The organism is Nocardioides sp. BE266, from assembly GCF_031457855.1.
In the GTDB taxonomy this organism is placed as follows: Bacteria; Actinomycetota; Actinomycetes; order Propionibacteriales; family Nocardioidaceae; genus Nocardioides.
On the sequence record NZ_JAURTI010000005.1, the window covers coordinates 354,419 to 372,546 of the forward strand.

General features: G+C 72.6%; 17 protein-coding genes. 9 read left to right on the forward strand and 8 right to left on the reverse strand.

Translation table 11 applies throughout. The annotated features are described in order from the left end of the window. Position 1: 1 nt before the first annotated feature. Both J2X46_RS17120 and J2X46_RS17125 read right to left on the reverse strand, forming a co-directional pair. Entirely contained in the window at positions 2-454 is a 453-nt protein-coding gene (locus tag J2X46_RS17120; RefSeq protein WP_310252667.1) for a hypothetical protein, read from the reverse strand. Between the two features lie 16 nt (positions 455-470). Continuing rightward, a complete protein-coding gene (locus J2X46_RS17125; protein ID WP_310252669.1) occupies positions 471-893 on the reverse strand; it encodes a VOC family protein in 423 nt (140 codons plus the stop codon). Between the two features lie 44 nt (positions 894-937). Here J2X46_RS17125 and J2X46_RS17130 point away from each other — a divergent pair, with 44 nt between their 5' ends. The 5 genes from J2X46_RS17130 (at position 938) to J2X46_RS17150 (ending at position 6,088) form a co-directional block, all read left to right on the forward strand. Further along, positions 938-1,672: a VOC family protein gene (locus J2X46_RS17130; RefSeq protein ID WP_310252670.1), complete on the forward strand. Its 735-nt coding sequence runs from the start codon at positions 938-940 to the stop codon at positions 1,670-1,672. 44 nt (positions 1,673-1,716) lie between these two features. Next, on the forward strand, positions 1,717-2,367 hold the full coding sequence (locus tag J2X46_RS17135) for a DUF3060 domain-containing protein (RefSeq protein ID WP_310252671.1): 651 nt from the start codon (positions 1,717-1,719) through the stop codon (positions 2,365-2,367). 85 nt (positions 2,368-2,452) lie between these two features. Continuing rightward, positions 2,453-3,757, forward strand: a complete 1,305-nt coding sequence (locus tag J2X46_RS17140; protein ID WP_310252673.1) for a hypothetical protein — start codon at positions 2,453-2,455, stop codon at positions 3,755-3,757. Between the two features lie 11 nt (positions 3,758-3,768). Beyond that, on the forward strand, positions 3,769-4,431 hold the full coding sequence (locus J2X46_RS17145) for an RNA polymerase sigma factor (RefSeq protein WP_310252676.1): 663 nt from the start codon (positions 3,769-3,771) through the stop codon (positions 4,429-4,431). 1 nt (position 4,432) lies between these two features. Next, positions 4,433-6,088 carry a hypothetical protein gene (locus tag J2X46_RS17150; RefSeq protein ID WP_310252678.1) on the forward strand — a complete coding sequence of 552 codons (1,656 nt, stop codon included), beginning with the start codon at positions 4,433-4,435 and terminating at the stop codon, positions 6,086-6,088. A gap of 199 nt (positions 6,089-6,287) precedes the next feature. On the opposite strand, the gene J2X46_RS17155 is transcribed toward J2X46_RS17150, so the two are convergent. The 4 genes from J2X46_RS17155 to J2X46_RS17170 all read right to left on the reverse strand — a co-directional run bounded on the left by J2X46_RS17155 (position 6,288) and on the right by J2X46_RS17170 (position 10,456). Next, on the reverse strand, positions 6,288-7,556 hold the full coding sequence (locus tag J2X46_RS17155) for a dihydroorotase (protein ID WP_310252680.1): 1,269 nt from the start codon (positions 7,554-7,556) through the stop codon (positions 6,288-6,290). Continuing rightward, a complete protein-coding gene (locus J2X46_RS17160) occupies positions 7,556-8,482 on the reverse strand; it encodes an aspartate carbamoyltransferase catalytic subunit (protein WP_310252682.1) in 927 nt (308 codons plus the stop codon). Before J2X46_RS17160 ends, J2X46_RS17155 begins: the two co-directional genes overlap by 1 nt. Continuing rightward, on the reverse strand, positions 8,479-9,048 hold the full coding sequence (gene pyrR / locus J2X46_RS17165) for a bifunctional pyr operon transcriptional regulator/uracil phosphoribosyltransferase PyrR (RefSeq protein ID WP_310252684.1): 570 nt from the start codon (positions 9,046-9,048) through the stop codon (positions 8,479-8,481). The genes J2X46_RS17160 and pyrR overlap by 4 nt, the downstream gene beginning before the upstream one ends. A gap of 127 nt (positions 9,049-9,175) precedes the next feature. Then, positions 9,176-10,456, reverse strand: a complete 1,281-nt coding sequence (locus J2X46_RS17170) for an acetyl-CoA C-acetyltransferase (RefSeq protein WP_310252686.1) — start codon at positions 10,454-10,456, stop codon at positions 9,176-9,178. A gap of 129 nt (positions 10,457-10,585) precedes the next feature. On the opposite strand from J2X46_RS17170, the gene J2X46_RS17175 reads away from it, so the two are divergent. Together J2X46_RS17175 and J2X46_RS17180 are read left to right on the forward strand one after the other, a co-directional pair. Beyond that, positions 10,586-11,920 carry a 3-oxoacyl-ACP reductase gene (locus J2X46_RS17175; protein ID WP_310252688.1) on the forward strand — a complete coding sequence of 445 codons (1,335 nt, stop codon included), beginning with the start codon at positions 10,586-10,588 and terminating at the stop codon, positions 11,918-11,920. Next, positions 11,920-12,801 carry a MaoC/PaaZ C-terminal domain-containing protein gene (locus J2X46_RS17180; RefSeq protein WP_310252690.1) on the forward strand — a complete coding sequence of 294 codons (882 nt, stop codon included), beginning with the start codon at positions 11,920-11,922 and terminating at the stop codon, positions 12,799-12,801. The genes J2X46_RS17175 and J2X46_RS17180 overlap by 1 nt, the downstream gene beginning before the upstream one ends. Before the next feature lie 4 nt (positions 12,802-12,805). Here J2X46_RS17180 and J2X46_RS17185 read toward each other — a convergent pair whose 3' ends face one another. Both J2X46_RS17185 and J2X46_RS17190 read right to left on the reverse strand, forming a co-directional pair. Continuing rightward, positions 12,806-13,669: an acyl-CoA thioesterase II gene (locus tag J2X46_RS17185; protein WP_310252692.1), complete on the reverse strand. Its 864-nt coding sequence runs from the start codon at positions 13,667-13,669 to the stop codon at positions 12,806-12,808. After that, a complete protein-coding gene (locus J2X46_RS17190; RefSeq protein WP_310252694.1) occupies positions 13,669-14,613 on the reverse strand; it encodes a PAC2 family protein in 945 nt (314 codons plus the stop codon). The genes J2X46_RS17185 and J2X46_RS17190 overlap by 1 nt, the downstream gene beginning before the upstream one ends. Positions 14,614-14,731: 118 nt before the next feature. Between J2X46_RS17190 and J2X46_RS17195 the strand changes: the two genes are divergently transcribed. Both J2X46_RS17195 and J2X46_RS17200 read left to right on the forward strand, forming a co-directional pair. Then, a complete protein-coding gene (locus tag J2X46_RS17195; RefSeq protein ID WP_310252696.1) occupies positions 14,732-15,931 on the forward strand; it encodes a thiolase family protein in 1,200 nt (399 codons plus the stop codon). Continuing rightward, positions 15,928-18,000, forward strand: coding sequence for a 3-hydroxyacyl-CoA dehydrogenase NAD-binding domain-containing protein (locus J2X46_RS17200; RefSeq protein WP_310252698.1), 2,073 nt, complete (start codon positions 15,928-15,930; stop codon positions 17,998-18,000). The genes J2X46_RS17195 and J2X46_RS17200 overlap by 4 nt, the downstream gene beginning before the upstream one ends. Positions 18,001-18,128: the final 128 nt, after the last annotated feature.

The following is an 18,128-nucleotide window of genomic DNA, read 5'->3' on the forward strand; positions in this document are numbered from 1 at the left end:
CTCAGGCCCAGGTCGCCCGCATGACCTCGTACGTCACCGCGGGGGTGTCGTCACGCTCGGGTACGACGTTGCGCATGAGCAGCTCGACGGAGGCACCGGCGACGCGGACCTCGATCTCCCAGCTCCAGCCGGGTGCGTAGTCGTAGCCGACCGTGGCCGACGACGCGTCGCCGCGGCCCGACAGCAGCGTCAGGTCCTTCTGGTGCCAGCTGTCGACCCAGGCGGCGCTCACCGAGCCGTCCTCCGCTGCGAGGCCCAGCAGCAGCGTGCCGGCCTGCTCGCCGTCGTCGGGGTGGAGCCACGTGTAGTCGAGCCGGAGCGCCCGGCCCAGCGCGGCATCGGCGACGTCGAGCATCGACGGGCCCCCGGCGAAGTCGTCGGTGGGCATCAGCCGGAAGTCGGCCGTGCCCGACTGGCGTCCGGCAGGGGCGTCGTACGGGAGCGAGGGGGTCACGCGACCATCATCGCCCTCAGCCGACGAAGACGCAGAAGACGTGACCGGCCGGGCTGGCATAGGCCCGCAGCGGCTCGTCGGGATTGTCCGTGCGGTCGAAGCGGAGGTCGCCACCGAGCGCGAGCACCCGGTCGTGCGCCGCGTCGAGGCTGGCCCGGTCGGGCACCGTCGTGTCGAGGTGCGATACCGACGGGTGGCCGGGCTCGGGCCACCGGCTCTCGGGGAGCGACTCGACCTCCTGGATCGCCAGGCAGCGGCGCCCGTCGGCGTGCGTCAGCACCAGCCAGTCGGTGTCGTCGACGCCGTCCGCCGGGGCCTCGTCGCCGGGCCGGTAGACCAGCCCGAGCAGCCGCCGCCAGAACTCCGCCTCGGCTCGTACGTCGACCGCGTCGAGGACCGTGTGCAGCAGCTGTGGGACCACAGGTGCGTCGTCGCTCATCCTCCGACCCTACGAGTGTCGGGACCAGGTGTCAGGATCGGGCCATGTCGTCCCGACCCGCCTGGATCCAGGTCTTCCTCGACACTCCCGCGCCGACGTTCGAGGAGGCCCTGGCCTTCTGGTCGGCCGTCACCGGGTGGGCACCGTCCGCGCGCCGGGGCGAGGACGGCCAGTTCCTCACGCTGCTGCCGGCGGCAGGGACGTCGTACCTCAAGATGCAGGCCGTCGACGGGCCTGTCGGTCTCCACCTCGACCTCGACTCCGACGACCGTCCGGCCGCGATCGCCCGGGCCCGCGACCTCGGCGCGACGCCGGCGTGGACCTACCACGACGTCGAGGTGATGCGTTCCCCCGGCGGCTTCACCTTCTGCCAGACGCTGGTCGCCGACGAGCCCGACCTGGGCAGGGACGGGTCGACGATCCTCGACCAGGTGTGCCTCGACATCCCCGCTGCGCGCTGGGACGCCGAGGTCGCGTTCTGGTCGGCGCTGACCGGCCGCGAGCCACAGGTCGGATCCCTGCCGCAGTTCGTCCGGCTCGTCGAGGACGGCCGGCTGCGGCTCCTGCTGCAGCGCCTGGACGAGCCCGACGGCACGGTGCGCGCCCACCCGGACCTGGCGACTGCCGACCGCGCGGCCGACACCGACGCCCACGTCGACCTCGGCGCGAGGGTGCACGCGGTGAACTCCTTCTGGACCGTCCTCGAGGCCCCGGGCGGGCAGGTCTACTGCCTGACCGACCGCGACCCGTCGACCGGGACCGTGCCGCCGCGGGTGTGACCCACCCCACGGCGGGCGCGAGCCGCTGTGCGTACTGTCGGTATGTGACCTCTCTCCGCCACGCCCTGTCCGCCACCGCCCTCCTCGCCCTCGCCGTGGGCACCACCGGTGCCGCCGTCCCGGCGCAGGCGGCCGGCCTCACGATCCCGGTCCAGTGCGAGATCGGCACCGAGACGTTGCTGCCGTGGGACGACGTGTCGTACGACCTCCAGGGCACCTGCGGGGCGGTGCGCGTGACGGCCGACGACGCGACCGTGACGATGCCGGCGGCGACCCAGCTCGTCGTCGAGGGCACCGGCAACACGATCACAGCGAAGCCGCTCGGGGAGGTCTCCGTGGTCGGGTCGGGCAACGAGGTCATGGCGCCGACCATCCAGGACCTCACCCTGTCCGGCGCCGCGAGCACGGTCAGGGTCAGCGGACTCGTCGAGCGCGCCGAGCTCGCCGGCTCGTCGTCGTTCCTCACCGCAGACACCATCAACGAGCTGCTGATGCGTGGATCCGACACCGCGAGCGCCCGCAAGTCCTTCCGCACGCGGATCACCGGCTCGGACAACGCGGTGGGCTTCACGCGGGCCGTGCGGGTGGTCCTCACCGGCGACCGCAACGGCGTGACGGTCACCAAGGGACGCACCACCGTCCGCGACCGCGGGCAGGACAACGTGCTCGACCTGCGTCCGCGCCGTCGTCGCTGACCCGGTTGTAACGCGTTCGCGCTCCCCACCGCTGTCGTGGTGAGTGGCCCGGGACCGGGCCCTCGGACAGACGAGAGGGAGTGCCATGCAACTCACCATCCTGAGGCGGCTGGTGGCGTCGACCGCCGTCGTCGCGACGGCCGCGACGCTCGCGGTCGTGCCCACCCTGGTCGGCGGCAGCGCGTCGGCGACCACCGCGACCCGCGCCGACACGTCGCTGTCGATCCGGGCGGTCAAGCCCGCGGTCGCGCCGGGGAAGTCGAGCACGATCCGTGGACGCCTGGCCGTGCCCGGCGCCGACCCCGCCGGTCGCAACGTGCTGCTCGAGGCCCGCACCCCGGGCACGCCGGGCTTCATCCCGGTCGCCAGCACCACGTCCGGCACCTACGGCAAGCTGACGCTCAAGGTCACGCCGGAGACGACGACGCTCTACCGCTGGCGCTACGCCGGCGCCGCCGACGCCGACCGCGCGGTCAGCGGAGTCGCCCGGGTGCGCGTCCGCGTCCCGCAGCACCCCGCCGTCCGGATCCGTACGACGCTGTCGGTCCGGCTCAAGCAGGTCGGTCCGCAGGACCAGGACGTCGTGCGGGGCAAGCTGTTCGCGCGGGGCATGCCGCTCGGCGGGCGCTGGGTCATCCTGGTCTCGCGCACCCCTGCCTCCGACGGCTGGGGCTTCGAGAGCGCTGCCCGGACCGACGGCCGCGGGCGCGTGGTCTTCGGCGTCGAGCCGGAGGGCCAGACCGCCTACCGGCTGGCGTTCCTCGGCACGCCGAAGCTGCGGCCCGCGCGGAGCGCCCGTGTCGTGGTGCGCACCGCCTCGGAGGTCTCCATCTCGGCGGTGCCCGGGGTGATCGACCCGGGCGGGTCCTCGACCGTGTCCGGCGTCGTGACGTCGTCCGGCGCGGCGACGCCCGGGGCCTCGGTGACCCTGCTCGCCCGCAAGGTCGGGAGCAGCGCCGCGTGGGCCGCCGAGCAGACCGGGACGACGGCCGCCGACGGCACGGTGTCGTTCACCGTGGCGCCGGAGCGCTCGACGGCGTACCGCCTCCGGGTGACGCACAGCCCGGGCGTGGCCCGTGGGACCAGCCCGATCGCGCGCGTGCTGGTGCGCGCGTCGAGCTCGCTGTCGATCCGCGGCCGCACCGTCGGTGAGGGGTACGTCGTCGACGGGCAGCTGCGCGCTGCCGGTGCGACGCGTCCCGGCCGCAACGTGACCCTCCAGGCGATGTCACCGGGGAGCACCGCCTGGGAGCCCGTCGGCGTGGACGTGACCAACGGCAAGGGACGGGTCCACTTCGTCCAGGCCCGCGTCGCGGACACCCAGTACCGTCTCGTCTACGACGGCGAGGCGCGCTTCCTGCCGACGGTGAGCGGCACGGTCGTCTCCTGACGATCTCTTCAGTGGAGGAGCACGAGCTGGACGCGACCGAGCGCCGCGAGCGGCCGGACGGTGGTGCCGACATGGCCACCGTCCGGCCGCTCGACGGCGCGCCCGCTCCCGGGTCGGACGCGGTGCTCGACCGCGCCCTCGACGGAGCCCGGGCCGGGGACGACACCGCGTTCGCGTTGCTCTGGCGCACGCTCCACCCACCCCTGCTGCGCTACCTCGCGGTCCGGTGCCCCGACGGACGCGAGGACGTGGCCTCGGAGACGTGGCTGCAGGTGGTGCGCGACCTGCCGGCCTTCGGCGGCGGCATCGACGACTTCCGGGGCTGGCTCTTCACGATCGCCCGCAACCGCGCGATCGACCACGGCCGGGCCCGGTCCCGACGCCCGGCCACTCCCGTGGCGGCACCCGCCGACCACGTCTCGACCCCCACCACCACGAGCGCAGAGGAGGACGCAGTGGCCAGGCACGCGACCGACGAGGCGCTCCAGCTGGTGGCCTCGCTCCCCCTCGAGCAGGCGGAGATGGTGATGCTCCGCGTGGTCGCCGGCCTCGACGTGGCCGCGGTCGCGAAGCTCGTCGGCAAGAAGCCCGGCACGGTGCGGGTCGCCGTGCACCGGGCGCTCCAGAAGCTGTCCCAGGACCCGCGTGCACGTGCGCTCGGAAAGGTGGTGTGAGATGACCGGTCACGACGACGATCTCTCCCCGTGGAACGACGACCCGCTGGTGCGCGCGCTGCGCGCCCCGGGCTCCGACGACGAGCTGGCGGGTGAGTCGGAGTTCCTCGCCGCCTTCCGTGCCGCGCAGCCTGCCGCCCAGACGGCGCACCCGTCGGGCCGTGGACGCCTGCGCCTGGTCGGCCGTCGCCTCGGTGGCGGCGGGACGGCCGTCGTGGTCGCCGTCGCCCTCGGTGCCGGCGCTGCTGCGGCGGCGTACACCCAGAACCTGCCCGACCCCGTCCAGCGGGCGGTCCACGGCGTGCTCGGCCCCGTCGGCGTACCGGCTCCGGAGAAGCCGCAGGCGGACCGGACGCCGTCCTCCCCCGGCTCCGGCAGTGCCTCACCGGACCGCGAGCAGTCGGCCACCGAGGACCCCACGACCGACCCCACCACCGAGGCGCCGACCGAGAAGCCGTCCGACGACCCGACCGAGAAGCCGTCGGACTCCCCCTCCAGCGACCCCAGCGAGTCACCGAGCCCGACCGAGACGCCCAGCGAGTCGCCGACCAGCGCTCCCCCGGTCACGCCGGCAGCCGTCTCCGGCGCCGCGACCAGCCATCGGGCGACCCCGGACGAGTCCGTCGCGTTCTCGGGCACCGTGACGGACGCGGCCGGAGCGGCCGTCGCCGGCCAGCAGGTCGACCTGCTGCAGCGGCAGGGCCCGGCGTGGACCCCGGTGGCCACCGGGACCAGCGACACGAGCGGGACGGTGAGCATCTCCGCTCCCGCGCTCACCCGTACGTCCGTGTTCCGCCTCGGGATCGGCGACCAGCTCGCCAGCGAGCCCTGGCGGGTCGAGCTGGTGCCCACCCTCACCATGGCCAGGGCAAGCGGCACCAGCTTCGTGGTGACGGCGCGGGGCGCCCGCGCCGGCGACCCGGTCTCGCTGTTCAGCCGGCGGCCCGGACCGGACGTGCTCGTCGCGAGATCCCGGCTCGCCGCCGACCTCACCGCGACCTTCCAGGGGCCCGCGACGCGCAAGCCGGTGACGCTGGTGGCGCTCCTCCCGCGCACCCGCGCCCACGCCGTCGCCCGTACGTCGCTGCGCGTCGTGCCGCTCACGCCGACGTCGATGACGGCCTCCGTGCCGGACACCACGCCGGGGCCGGGCGACACGGTCGTCGTCAGCGGAACGGTCAGCTCCGACGGCGTCGCCCTGCCGGGACGCCAGGTCTGGCTGATGCTGCGCGAGGCGGGTGGCGAGTGGCGGCGCCTCGGGTCCGCGACGAGCGGCGACGACGGCTCGGTCTCCATCGCCGCGGGCCAGATCGACGGCAACGCTGGTGTGCGGCTGCGCGTCGGCAAGCTCCGCAGTCCGGTCGTCCGACTGAAGCTGCAGCCCGAGTGGTCGACCACCGTCACGTCCGGCGAGCGGTCGGCCGTTATCGGCGGCCGGGTCCTCGGCGCGCGCACCGGCGACCGCGTGCTGCTGCGCACGGTGGTCGACGGCGTCCTGACGACGGTCGGTGAGTCGGCGGTGGCCCTGGACGGGTCGGTCCGGTTCCAGGTGCCGCTCCCCGAGAAGCGCCAGGTGCGCTACCGGCTCGTCCTGCAGCGCACGCCCACCCACCTCCGCGCGATGACCGCGGTCGTCGTCCAGGCGGCCACTCGCTGACCCGCCCGATGGATTTCCACGCGTGCGCGTGGAAGTCCATCGGGGGTTGAGCGTGGCGGGGCCCGGTCGGCCCTGAACTTCCACTCGCTCGGGCGGAAGTTCATCGGGTGCTGAGCGTGGCGGGGCCAGGTCAGCCCTGAACTTCCACTCACTCGGGTGGAAGTTCAGGGGGCAGCGGCGCGGGGACGACCGACCGAGGTCAGGCCAGGGCGCCGTCGCGGACGGTCACCCGGCCGCCGTACACGGTGTGCACGACGCGCGAGGTGAGGCTGCGGCCGTGCCACGGGTTGTTGCGCGACAGCGACGCCGAGGCGTCGCGGTCCACCGTGGTCGTGGCGTCCGGGTCGACGAGCACGACGTGGGCCGGCGACCCCGGCGCGAGCGCCTGGCCCTGGCTGCCCAGCCCGGCGATGCGGGCCGGGTTGACCGACATGACGCGCGCGATGTCCGCCCAGGTGAAGTCGTCCATCACCGTGCGGACGACACCGAGCGCCGTCTCCAGACCGAGCATCCCGAAGGCGGCATCGACGAACGCGTGCTCCTTGTCGTGGCGCGCGTGCGGGGCGTGGTCGGTCGCGACCGCATCGATCGTCCCGTCGGCGAGCGCGGCACGCACGGCGTCGACGTCTTCCTGCGGGCGCAGGGGCGGGTTCACCTTGAAGGTCGGGTCGTAGCCCGTCAGCAGGTCGGTGGTCAGCAGCAGGTGGTGGGGCGTCACCTCGGCCGTGACATCGATCCCCTGCGCCTTCGCCCAGCGGACCACCTCGACGGAGCCGGCGGTGGACACGTGCGCGACGTGGACGCGCGATCCGGTGTGGCGGGCGAGCATCACGTCGCGGGCGACGATGACCTCCTCCGCGATGCCCGGCCAGCCGGGGAGTCCGAGGCGTCCGGAGAGCTCTCCCTCGTGGCAGCAGGCGCTGGAGCCCGCGAGTGTCGGGTCCTGCGCGTGCTGCGAGACGACGCCGCCGAAGGCCTTCACGTACTCGAGGGCGCGGCGCATGACGCGCGCGTCGTGGACGCACTTCCCGTCGTCGGAGAAGACCGTGACGCCCGCCCGCGAGCGGTTCATCAGGCCCAGCTCGGCGAGCTCCTCCCCGCCGAGGCCGCGGGTCACGGCGCCCACCGGCTGCACGTCGACGAGACCCGCCTCGCGGCCGAGCTCCCAGACCCGGGTGGCGGACTCGGCGGTGTCGGTCACCGGGGTCGTGTTCGCCATCGCGAGGACGGCGGTGTAGCCACCGATCGCGGCCGCCTGCGAGCCGGTCAGGATCGTCTCGGCGTCCTCGCGGCCCGGCTCGCGCAGGTGGGTGTGCAGGTCGACGAGGCCGGGCAGGGCGACCAGGCCGTCGGCGTCGATGGTCTCCGCGCCGGCAGGCTGCTCGTCGACGAGCATCCCGGCGTCGTCGACGTACAGGTCCGCGGTGGTCTCGCCGAGCAGCGAGGCTCCGGTGATCACGAGCGCCATCAGGCTTCCTCTCCTGCCAGCAGGTGGTAGAGCACGGCCATCCGGATCGCGAGGCCGCTGGAGACCTGCTCCAGCACGACCGACTGCGCCGCGTCGGCGGCGTCGGCGGCGATCTCGAGGCCGCGGTTCATCGGGCCGGGGTGGCAGATCGGGACGTCGGGCTTGAGCAGCGCGAGCCGGTTGCGGGTCAGCCCGTAGCCGACGGTGTACTCGCGGGCGCTCGGGAAGAACGCACCGGACATCCGCTCGCGCTGGACGCGCAGCATCATCACGGCATCGGCCTCCGGCAGCACCGCGTCGATGTCGTACGACGTCTCGAAGCCCGCTGCGGCCGACCACGCACCGATGCCGCTGGGCATCAGCGTCGGCGGGGCGACGACGGTCACCCGGGCACCGAGCTTGGTCAGGCACTGGACGTTGGAGCGGAAGACCCGGCTGTGGGTGAGGTCGCCGATGATCGCGACGTGGCGCCCCTCGAGCGAGCCGAGGTGGCGCTGGAGCGTGTAGGCGTCGAGCAGCGCCTGCGTCGGGTGCTCGTGCGTGCCGTCGCCGGCGTTGACGACGGCCGCGTCGACCCACTCGCTGACCTGCACGGCCGCGCCGCTGGCGGGGTGGCGGATCACCAGGCCGTCGACGCCCATCGCGCAGACCGTCAGCACGGTGTCGCGCAGGCTCTCGCCCTTCGACGTGCTCGAGCCCTTGGCGCTGATGTTGATCACGTCGGCGGAGAGCCACTTGCCGGCGATCTCGAAGGACGACCGGGTGCGGGTGGAGTCCTCGAAGAACATGTTCACGACCGTGCGACCGCGCAGCGCCGGCAGCTTCTTGACCTCGCGGCGCTGCACGTCGTGCATGTCGGCGGCGGTCTCGAAGAGCTGCTGGACCTCGTCGGTGGACAGGTCGTCGATGGAGAGCAGGTGCTTCACGAGATCGTCACCTCGTCGGAGCCGTCGACCTCGCTGAGGCGCACGCTGACGCGCTCGGCCAGGGCGCTGGGCAGGTTCTTGCCGACGTGGTCGGCGCGGATCGGGAGCTCGCGGTGGCCGCGGTCGACCAGCACCGCGAGCCGTACGGCGGAGGGGCGGCCGAGGTCGGCGAGCGCATCGAGGGCAGCGCGGATGGTGCGACCGGAGAAGAGCACGTCGTCGACGAGGACGACCACCTTCTTGTCGATCCCGCCGGGCGGCAGCGCGGTCTTGTGCGCGCGCCGGGTGGGCTGCGAGCGCAGGTCGTCGCGGTACATCGTCACGTCGAGCTCGCCCACGGCCACCGGGGCACCCTCGACGGCGGCGATCTTCTCGGCGATCCGCCGCGCGAGCGGCACGCCGCGGGTGTGCAGGCCGAGCAGGACCAGGTCGGTCGCGCCCTTGTTGCGCTCGAGCAGCTCGTGCGAGATGCGGGTGAGGGCCCGGGAGATGTCACGGGCGTCGAGGACGGTGCGGTCCGCCCGGTCGCTCGTGGACTCGGGCAGGGCTTCTTCGGGGGCAGGCATCTGCGCGCCGGACCTCCTTCTCCGCCTCACGGGACGGCTCGTTAAAGGATGTCGATCGGCCCCGACCCTACAGGTGACCGGGCGCTTCGTGCCCGTCGGCCGGCTCGGCCGGGCAGTTCGTGCCCGGTCAGCGCTCGAGGATGGCGACGACGCCCTGGCCGCCGGCGGCGCAGATGGAGATCAGCGCTCGTCCCTTGCCCTTCTGGGCCAGGAGCTTCGCGGCCACCGGGACGATCCGGCCGCCGGTCGCGGCGAAGGGGTGCGCGGCGGCGAGCGAGGAGCCGTTGACGTTGAGCTTGTCCCGGTCGATGGAACCGAGCGGGGCGTCGAGGCCCAGGCGCTCCTTGCAGAACACCGGGTCCTCCCAGGCGGCCAGCGTCGAGAGCACCTGGGAGGCGAAGGCCTCGTGGATCTCGTAGAAGTCGAAGTCCTGGAGGGTGAGCCCGTTGCGCTCCAGCATCCGCGGGACGGCGTACGCCGGTGCCATCAGCAGGCCCTCGTGGCCGTTGACGTAGTCGACCGCGGAGGTCTCGGCGTCGACGAGGTGCGCGAGCACGGGAAGTCCGCGCTCCTCGGCCCACTCGTCGCTGGAGAGCAGCACCGCCGAGGCGCCGTCGGAGAGCGGCGTGCTGTTGCCGGCGGTCATCGTGGCGGCCGAGCCCTTGCCGAACACCGGCTTGAGGGTCGCCAGCTTCTCGACGGACGAGTCGGGGCGCATGTTGTTGTCGCGCTCGACGCCGCGGAACGGCGTGATCAGGTCGTCCTGGAAGCCCTCCTCGTAGGAGCGCGCGAGGTTGTGGTGCGAGCGCGCGGCCAGCTCGTCCTGCGCCTCGCGGGTGATCCGCCACTCGAGCGCGGTCAGGGCGGCGTGCTCGCCCATCGACAGCTTGGTGCGGGGCTCGCCGTTCTGCGGGATGTCGAGGCCGATGTCGCCCGGGCGGATCGCGCCGAGCGCCTTGAGGCGGCTCGCGGTGTCCTTGGCCGAGTTCACCTTCATCAGCTTCTTGCGGAGCTTGTCGCTGATCGCGACCGGTGCGTCGGACGTCGTGTCCGTGCCGCCCGCGACGCCGGCGTCGATGACGCCCAGCGCGATCTTGTTCGCGACCTGGATCGCGGCCTGCAGACCGGTCCCGCACGCCTGCTGGATGTCGGTCGCGGGCGTCTCGGGAGCGAGCTTCGATCCCAGCACCGACTCGCGGGTGAGGTTGAAGTCGCGGGAGTGCTTGAGCACCGCACCGGCGACGACCTCGCCGAGACGCTCGCCCTGCAGGTCGAACCGATCCACCAGGCCGTCGATCGCTGCGGTGAGCATCTCCTGGTTGGAGACGCCGGCGTAGACCGTGTTGGACCGGGCGAACGGGATGCGGTTGCCGCCGACGACGGCGACGGGACGGGTGGTGGGCTGCATGTTCCTATCCTTGCCGGTGGACGGCTCCCCGCCAACGGTGTGAGGGGCTCGTCACGAAGAGTGGACTCCGAGTGTAAACCTGAGTTACATGACCTTGTCCGTCCGCACAACGAAGAGGACCTGCCACCCATGAGCGACCGCTACCAGGGCTTCGTGTCCACGCCGATCGGCAAGCTGCTGGTCAAGAACCTCGGCCTGCCCAACCCCACCCCGCTCGAGCGGTGGACCGAGGGTGCTCCCCTCGTCGACGGCCTGGTCGTCCTCGGCGGAGGCGGGCGTCTCGCCGAGGTGCTCCCGACGACCCTCGACGGGCTCGGCATCGCCTCGTCGCAGGCGCTCGAGGACGACGCCCGGGCCAAGGCGCTGGTCTTCGACGCCACCGGGATCACCGACACGACCGGGCTCGTCGCGCTCCAGGAGTTCTTCACGCCGCTGATGCGCCGGCTCGAGACCTGCCCGCGCGTGGTCGTGCTCGGGACTCCGCCGGAGCTGACCTCGGGCTCCGAGCGGGTCGCGCAGCGCGCGCTCGAGGGCTTCACCCGCTCCCTGGGCAAGGAGATCGGTCGCGGCGGCACCGTCCAGCTCGTGTACGTCGCCCCTGCCGCCGACGGTGCGATCGGCTCGACCCTCGCCTTCCTCCTCTCCCCCAAGTCGGCGTACGTGTCGGGCCAGGTCGTGCGCATCGGCGCCCACGGCTCGACGACGACCGACGAGGTCGCCGACTGGGCACAGCCGCTGGCCGGCAAGGTCGCGCTGGTCACCGGCGCCAGCCGCGGCATCGGTGAGGAGATCGCCCGGGTGCTGCACCGCGACGGCGCGACCGTCGTGGGCGTCGACGTGCCGCAGGCCGCCAGCGAGCTGCAGACCCTGATGACCGAGCTCGAGGGCGACCACCTCGTCCTCGACATCACGGCCAAGGACGCGCCGCAGCGGATCGCGCACCACCTGCGCGAGCACCACGGCGGCGTCGACGTCGTCGTGCACAACGCCGGCATCACCCGCGACAAGAAGCTCGCCAACATGGCTGCGGACCGCTGGGACAGCGTGATCGCGGTCAACCTGACGGCACCCGAGCTGATCACCCGTGAGCTGCTCGACGCCGGTGTCGTCAACGCCGGCGGTCGCATCGTCGGCGTCGCCTCGATCGCGGGCATCGCCGGCAACGTCGGCCAGACCAACTACGCGACGTCCAAGGCCGGCGTGATCGGCCTGGTCGAGAGCCTGCGCGACGAGCTCGAGGACGGCATCACGGTCAACGCGGTCGCCCCCGGCTTCATCATCACGCAGATGACGGCGGCCGTGCCGTTCGCGACCCGCGAGGTGGGTCAGCGGCTCAACGCGATGTCCCAGGGCGGCCTGCCGGTCGACGTCGCCGAGACGATCGCCTGGTTCGCCTCCGCCGGCTCGGGCGCGGTCAACGGCAACGTGGTCCGGGTCTGCGGCCAGATGATGCTGGGCGCCTGATGACCGAGACGAAGACGCTGGCAGGCGAGCCGGGCGGCCTCTCCACCCTGGTCAAGGCGGCCCTCCCGGCACTCCCGGGGGTCAACCGGCTGCCCGGCGTCCGCAAGGGCCGGCCGGACGACTTCACCGGCCTGGCCTTCTCCCGCGAGGCCGTCCTCGCCGAGCGCGCTCGCGTGGATGCGTACGCCGCCGTGTGCGGCTTCCCGCGCAAGGACGTCGTACCCCTCACCTATCCGCACCTGCTCGCCTTCCCTCTGCACATGGCGATCATGAGCGACCCGGCGTTCCCCTACCCGGCGATCGGCATGGTGCACGTCGAGAACACGATCACCGCGCACGGCGCGATCGGTGTCGGCGAGGCGCTCGACGTCACCACGTCCGTCGGCGCTCCCCGGCCGCACGCACGCGGCGTCCTCCTCGACTTCGTCACCACCGTCACGGCCGACGGCGCGACGGCCTGGGAGTCGACCTCGACCTACCTCCGCCGAGGCCGACCGGCCGACGGCGAGCCGGCCCCGGGCCTCGCGATCGTCGACACGCCCACGGGCGGCATCGAGTGGCGGCTGCCCGCCGACCTCGGCCGGACGTACGCCGCTGTCTCGGGCGACGCGAACCCGATCCACCTCTACCCGCTGACCGCCAAGGCGCTGGGCTTCCCGCGGCAGATCGCGCACGGTATGTGGACCAAAGCCCGCTCCGTGGCGGCCATCGAGAACCGGCTGCCCGAGGCGGTCACCGTCGAGGTGGCCTTCAAGAAGCCGGTGTTCCTCCCGGGGACGGTCGCCTTCGCGGCGCGCCGCGACGACGAGCGCTGGACCTTCGCGATGACCAGTCCGAAGGACGGCTCGCCCCACCTGCTGGGGCGTACGACGCCCGCCTGAGAGATCAGCGGTCGTCGCGCAGCCGGATCAGGCCCTCCTGGGCGACCGTGGCGACGAGCTCGCCCGACTGCGTGAACACCCGCGCGAGCGCGAGGCCGCGGGCGCCTCCGGCGAACGGGGAGAACTGGTCGTAGAGCCACCACTCGTCAGCACGGAACGGCTTGTGGAACCAGATCGTGTGGTCGAGCGAGGCCGGCATCAGCCGCGGTGAGGCGATGTGGATGCCGTGCGGCACGAGCGCGGCGCCGAGCAGCGTGAGGTCGCTGGCGTAGGTGAACGCGGCCGTCTGCAGGGTCGGGTCGTCGGACAGCTCGCCGTCGACCTTGATCCAGAGCCTGGCCTGCGCCGGGTGCTGCGGGTCGTCGGGGATGCCGCGCCCGGTGATCCCGACGTGGCGGATGTCGAGCGCCGACCACTCGCGCTCCCAGTGCTCGGCCGCCTCGGGACCGCGCTCGCGGGCGATGTCCACCAGCGGCATGCCCTGCTCGGGAGGTACGACGTCCGGCATGCCGTCCTGGTGCTCGAGGCCCGGCTCAGGGATCTGGAAGTTGGCCGTCATGTAGTAGATCGGCCGGCCGTGCTGCCGCGCGGAGACCCGGCGGGTGGAGAACGAGCGGCCGTCGCGGATGCGCTCGACGTCGTACACGATCGGCACCGCGGGGTCGCCCGGGCGCAGGAAGTAGGAGTGCAGCGAGTGGAGGATGAACTCGCCCTCGACGCTGCGCGTCGCGGCGACGACCGCCTGGGCGGCGACCTGGCCACCGAAGACCCGCTGGCGCTCGGTGCGCGCCTGGGTGCCCCGGAAGAGGTCGACCTCGAGCTCCTCGAGCTCGAGCAGGGAGGTGAGCTCGGCGGCACTGCCCGCCATCAGCGCTCCTCCCAGCCCGGGTCGTCGGGGTTGTCCTTGGGCTGGTCGTCGAGCTCGGCGAGGAACGCCTCGAAGGCGCTGCCGATCTCCTCGCCCGTCGGCAGCGGCCCGTCGCCGGCGAGCAGGGACGAGCCGGCGGCCTCGGCCTCGCGGAAGGAGTCGTACTGCTGCTCGAGGCCACGTACGACGTCGCCCACCTCGTCGTGGGACGCGAGGTAGCGGTCGACCTCGGTCTCGGTGATCTCGGCGGCCTCGCGGACCTCGCCGAGGTCGATGGTCAGGTGCCCGCCGATCTCGAGGTGCTCGAGCAGGACGAGCGCGGCCTGGGGGTACTCCATCTGCGCGAGGTAGTGCGGGATGTGGGCGACGAAGCCCAAGGCGTCGAGGCCCCACTCCCCGAGCCGGATCTCCAGGAGCGCCTGCGCGCTGGCCGGCACCCGGAGCTCGCCCTGCCACGGGCTCTCCCCCGGCACCAGCTCGGCGCGGTTGGCGTGCGGCGTGATCGCGATCGGGCGGGTGTGCGGCACCGCCATCGGCACCGCACCGAGGCTCACCACGCGGGCGACGCCGAAGTGGTCGACCACCTCGCGCACGGCGCGGGCGAAGGCCTCCCAGCGGATGTCGGGCTCGGGGCCGGCGAGCAGCAGGAACGGCGTACCGCCGGTGTCGCGCAGCGCGCGGACCACCAGCCGCGGCGCCTCGTAGTCCTCGTAGTGGTCGCGCACGAAGGTCACGGGTGGCCGGCGGGCGCGGTAGTCGTGGAGCGAGTCGACGTCGAAGGTGGCCACCACCTTGCCCTCCGACAGCTCGGCGAGGTGGCGGGCGGCGAGCTCGGCCGCCTTGCCGGCGTCGAGGAAGCCGGTCAGCACGCAGACGAGCGTCAGGTCGCCCGCGTCGGCGAGCACCTCCGCGTCGTCCACGATGTGCACGAGTCGATCGACCATGGCTCAACCCTAGTGAGTCGACGCCAGTGACCCGACACACACCCGTGCTTCTGGGCAGGTCTTGTTACCCGGGGGTAACCTGTCGCCGTCCTGCTCTTCTCATCCCTGGGAGATTCCAGTGCCCCGTCCACAGCGTGAGGTCGTCTTCGTCGACGGCGTGCGCACCCCGTTCGGCAAGGCCAAGGGCCAGTACGCCGAGACGCGCGCCGACGACCTCGTCATCAAGAGCATCCGCGAGCTGATGCGCCGCAACCCGTCCCTGCCGCCGGAGCAGGTCGACGAGGTCGCCATCGCCGCCACCACCCAGATCGGCGACCAGGGCCTGACCCTCGGCCGCACCGCCGCGCTGCTGGCCGGACTGCCTCAGAGCGTCCCGGGCTACTCCATCGACCGCATGTGCGCGGGCGCGATGACGGCCGTGACCAGCGTCGCGTCCGGCATCGCCTTCGGTGCGTACGACGTCGCCATCGCCGGCGGCGTCGAGCACATGGGTCGCCACCCGATGGGCGAGGGCGTGGACCCCAACCCGCGGATCCTCTCCGAGCGCATCGTCAACCCCGACGCCCTCGTGATGGGCAAGACGGCCGAGAACCTCCACGACCGCTACCCCACGATCACCAAGCAGCGCGTCGACGAGTACGCCGTCCGCAGCCAGCAGAAGACCAAGGCCGCCTACGACGCCGGCAAGATCCAGCCCGACCTCGTGCCCGTCGCGACCCGCTCGGCCGACGCCGGCTGGGGCCTGGCGACGATGGACGAGCCGATGCGCCCCGAGACGACCCTGGAGTCGCTCGCGAGCCTCAAGACGCCCTTCCGCTCGCACGGCAACGTGACCGCCGGCAACGCCGCGGGCATCAACGACGGCGCCACCGCCGCCCTGCTCGCCGACGAGGAGACCGCGCGCGAGCTCGGCCTCCCGGTCAAGATGCGCCTGGTCACCTACGCCTTCGTCGGCGTCGAGCCCGAGGTGATGGGCGCCGGCCCGATCCCGGCGACCGAGAAGGCCCTCAAGCTGGCCGGCCTCACGATCGACGACATCGAGGCCTTCGAGGTCAACGAGGCGTTCGCCGTGCAGGTGCTCGCCTTCCTCGAGCACTACGGCATCGCCGACGACGACCCGCGCGTGAACCCCTACGGCGGCGCGATCGCCATGGGCCACCCGCTCGCCTCCTCCGGCGTACGCCTGATGAACCAGCTCGCGGCTGCGTTCGAGGAGCGCCCCGAGGTCCGCTACGGCCTCACGACCATGTGCATCGGCATCGGCATGGGCGGCACCGTGATCTGGGAGAACCCGCACTGGAACGGAGACAAGAAGTGAGCGACATCTTCGAGCGGGCGCGGGGCATCGTCTCCGACGCCGAGCGCGTGACGCAGGCCCACCTGCGCACCGTCAGCCTGCCGGGCGCGACCTTCGGCCTGATCACCCTCGACAACGGCGAGGACCACACGAAGCCCAACACGTTCGGCCCGGCCTCGCTGCTCGCGCTGAACACCGCCATCGACGCCGCCCTGGCCGACGACTCGATCGACGCGATCGCGGTCACCGGCAAGCCGTTCATCCTCGCGGCCGGCGCCGACCTCACCTCGATCCAGGGTGGCGGCCCCGACGCCGTACGCACCGTCGCCGAGCTCGGCCACGCGGTCTTCCGCAAGCTCCAGGACGGCGGCAAGCCGTCGTTCGGCCTGATCAACGGCCTCGCCCTCGGTGGCGGCCTCGAGGTCGCGCTGCACTGCACCTACCGCACCGTGATGGACTCCGCGCCGGCACTCGGCCTGCCGGAGGTCATGCTCGGCCTGGTCCCCGGCTGGGGCGGCGCCTACCTGGTGCCCAACCTCGTCGGCGCCGACAAGGCGGTGACGCTGATCCTCGAGAACCCGCTCAACCAGGGCAAGACGCTCGGCGGGCAGGCGGCGTACGACTTCGGGCTGGCCGACGCGGTCTTCAACGGCGCCGACTTCCTGGAGCAGTCGCTACTCTGGGCGGCGTCCGTGCTGCGCGGCGAGGTCACGGTCGAGCGTCCCGAGGTGGACCGCGGCGAGGCGTGGGACGCCGCCATCGCGCGCGCCGAGGGCCTCGTGGCCTCGAAGACCGGTGGCGCCTCGCCGGCCGCGAAGAAGGCCGTCGAGCTGATCGCCGCGGCGCGCGACACCGACCGTGACACCGGCTTCGCGGCCGAGGACGACGCCCTCGAGGCGATGTCGCAGACCGCCGAGCTCCTGGCGTCGCTCTACTCCTTCGACCTGGTGCAGAAGCGTGCCAAGCGTCCGGCCGGGGCTCCCGACAAGGCGCTGGCGCGTCCGGTCACGAAGGTCGGCATCGTGGGTGCCGGCCTGATGGCCAGCCAGCTCGCCCTGCTGTTCGTACGACGCCTCGAGGTCCCGGTCGTGCTCACCGACCTCGACCAGGAGCGGGCCGACAAGGGCGTCGCCTACGTGCACGCCGAGATCGACAAGCTCCTCGCCAAGGGCCGGATCAACCAGGACAAGGCCAACCGCCACAAGGCGCTGGTCTCCGGCGAGACCGACAAGCAGGTCGCCTTCGGTGACGCCGACTTCGTCATCGAGGCCGTCTTCGAGGAGATGTCGGTCAAGAAGACCGTCTTCGCCGACGTGGAGAAGGTCGTCTCGCCCGAGTGCGTGCTGGCCACCAACACGTCCTCGCTGTCGATCACGGAGATGGCGAAGGACCTCGAGCACCCCGAGCGGGTCGTGGGCTTCCACTTCTTCAACCCGGTCGCGGTCATGCCGCTGCTGGAGATCGTCAAGGGCGACGCGACCGACGACGCCACGTTGGCGACGGCGTTCGCCACCGGCCGGACGCTGAAGAAGACGACCATCCTGGTCAAGGACAGCCCGTCCTTCATCGTGAACCGGCTCCTGGGCCGCTTCATGAGCGAGGTCGGCCGCATCGTCGACGAGGGCACCCCGGTCTCCGTGGCCGACGGCGCCTTCGCGGGCATCGCGCCGATGCCGCCCTTCGTGCTGCTCTCGCTGGTCGGCCCGGCCATCGCGCTGCACAACAACGAGACGCTGAAGGGCGCGTTCCCCGACCGCTTCTACGTCTCCCCCGCCCTCGAGCGGATCGTGGCGGCGAGGAAGGGCGCCTACTACGGCCCGGACGGCGCGCTCGACCCCGAGGTCGAGGCGCTGCTGGAGAAGCCGGCCTCGCCGGTGGTGCTCACGGCCGACGAGGTGCGTGAGAAGACCCTCTCCGGCCTTGCCGAGGAGGCGCGCCTGATGCTCGACGAGGGCGTCGTCGCCGCACCGCAGGACATCGACCTGGCCATGATCACCGGCGCCGGGTTCTCGTTCTGGAACGGAGGCATGACCTTCATGCTCGACGTGAAGGGCATCTCCGAGAAGGCCACGGGCAAGCGCTTCCACTGAGTCCACCAGTAGGTGGTCGAGTAGCTCGCGAGCGCAGCGAGCGGCGTATCGAGACCCGCTTCCGAAGAGGGGTCTCGATACGCCGCGCTCGTCCCTCGCGCGGCTACTCGACCACCTGATGGGCGCTC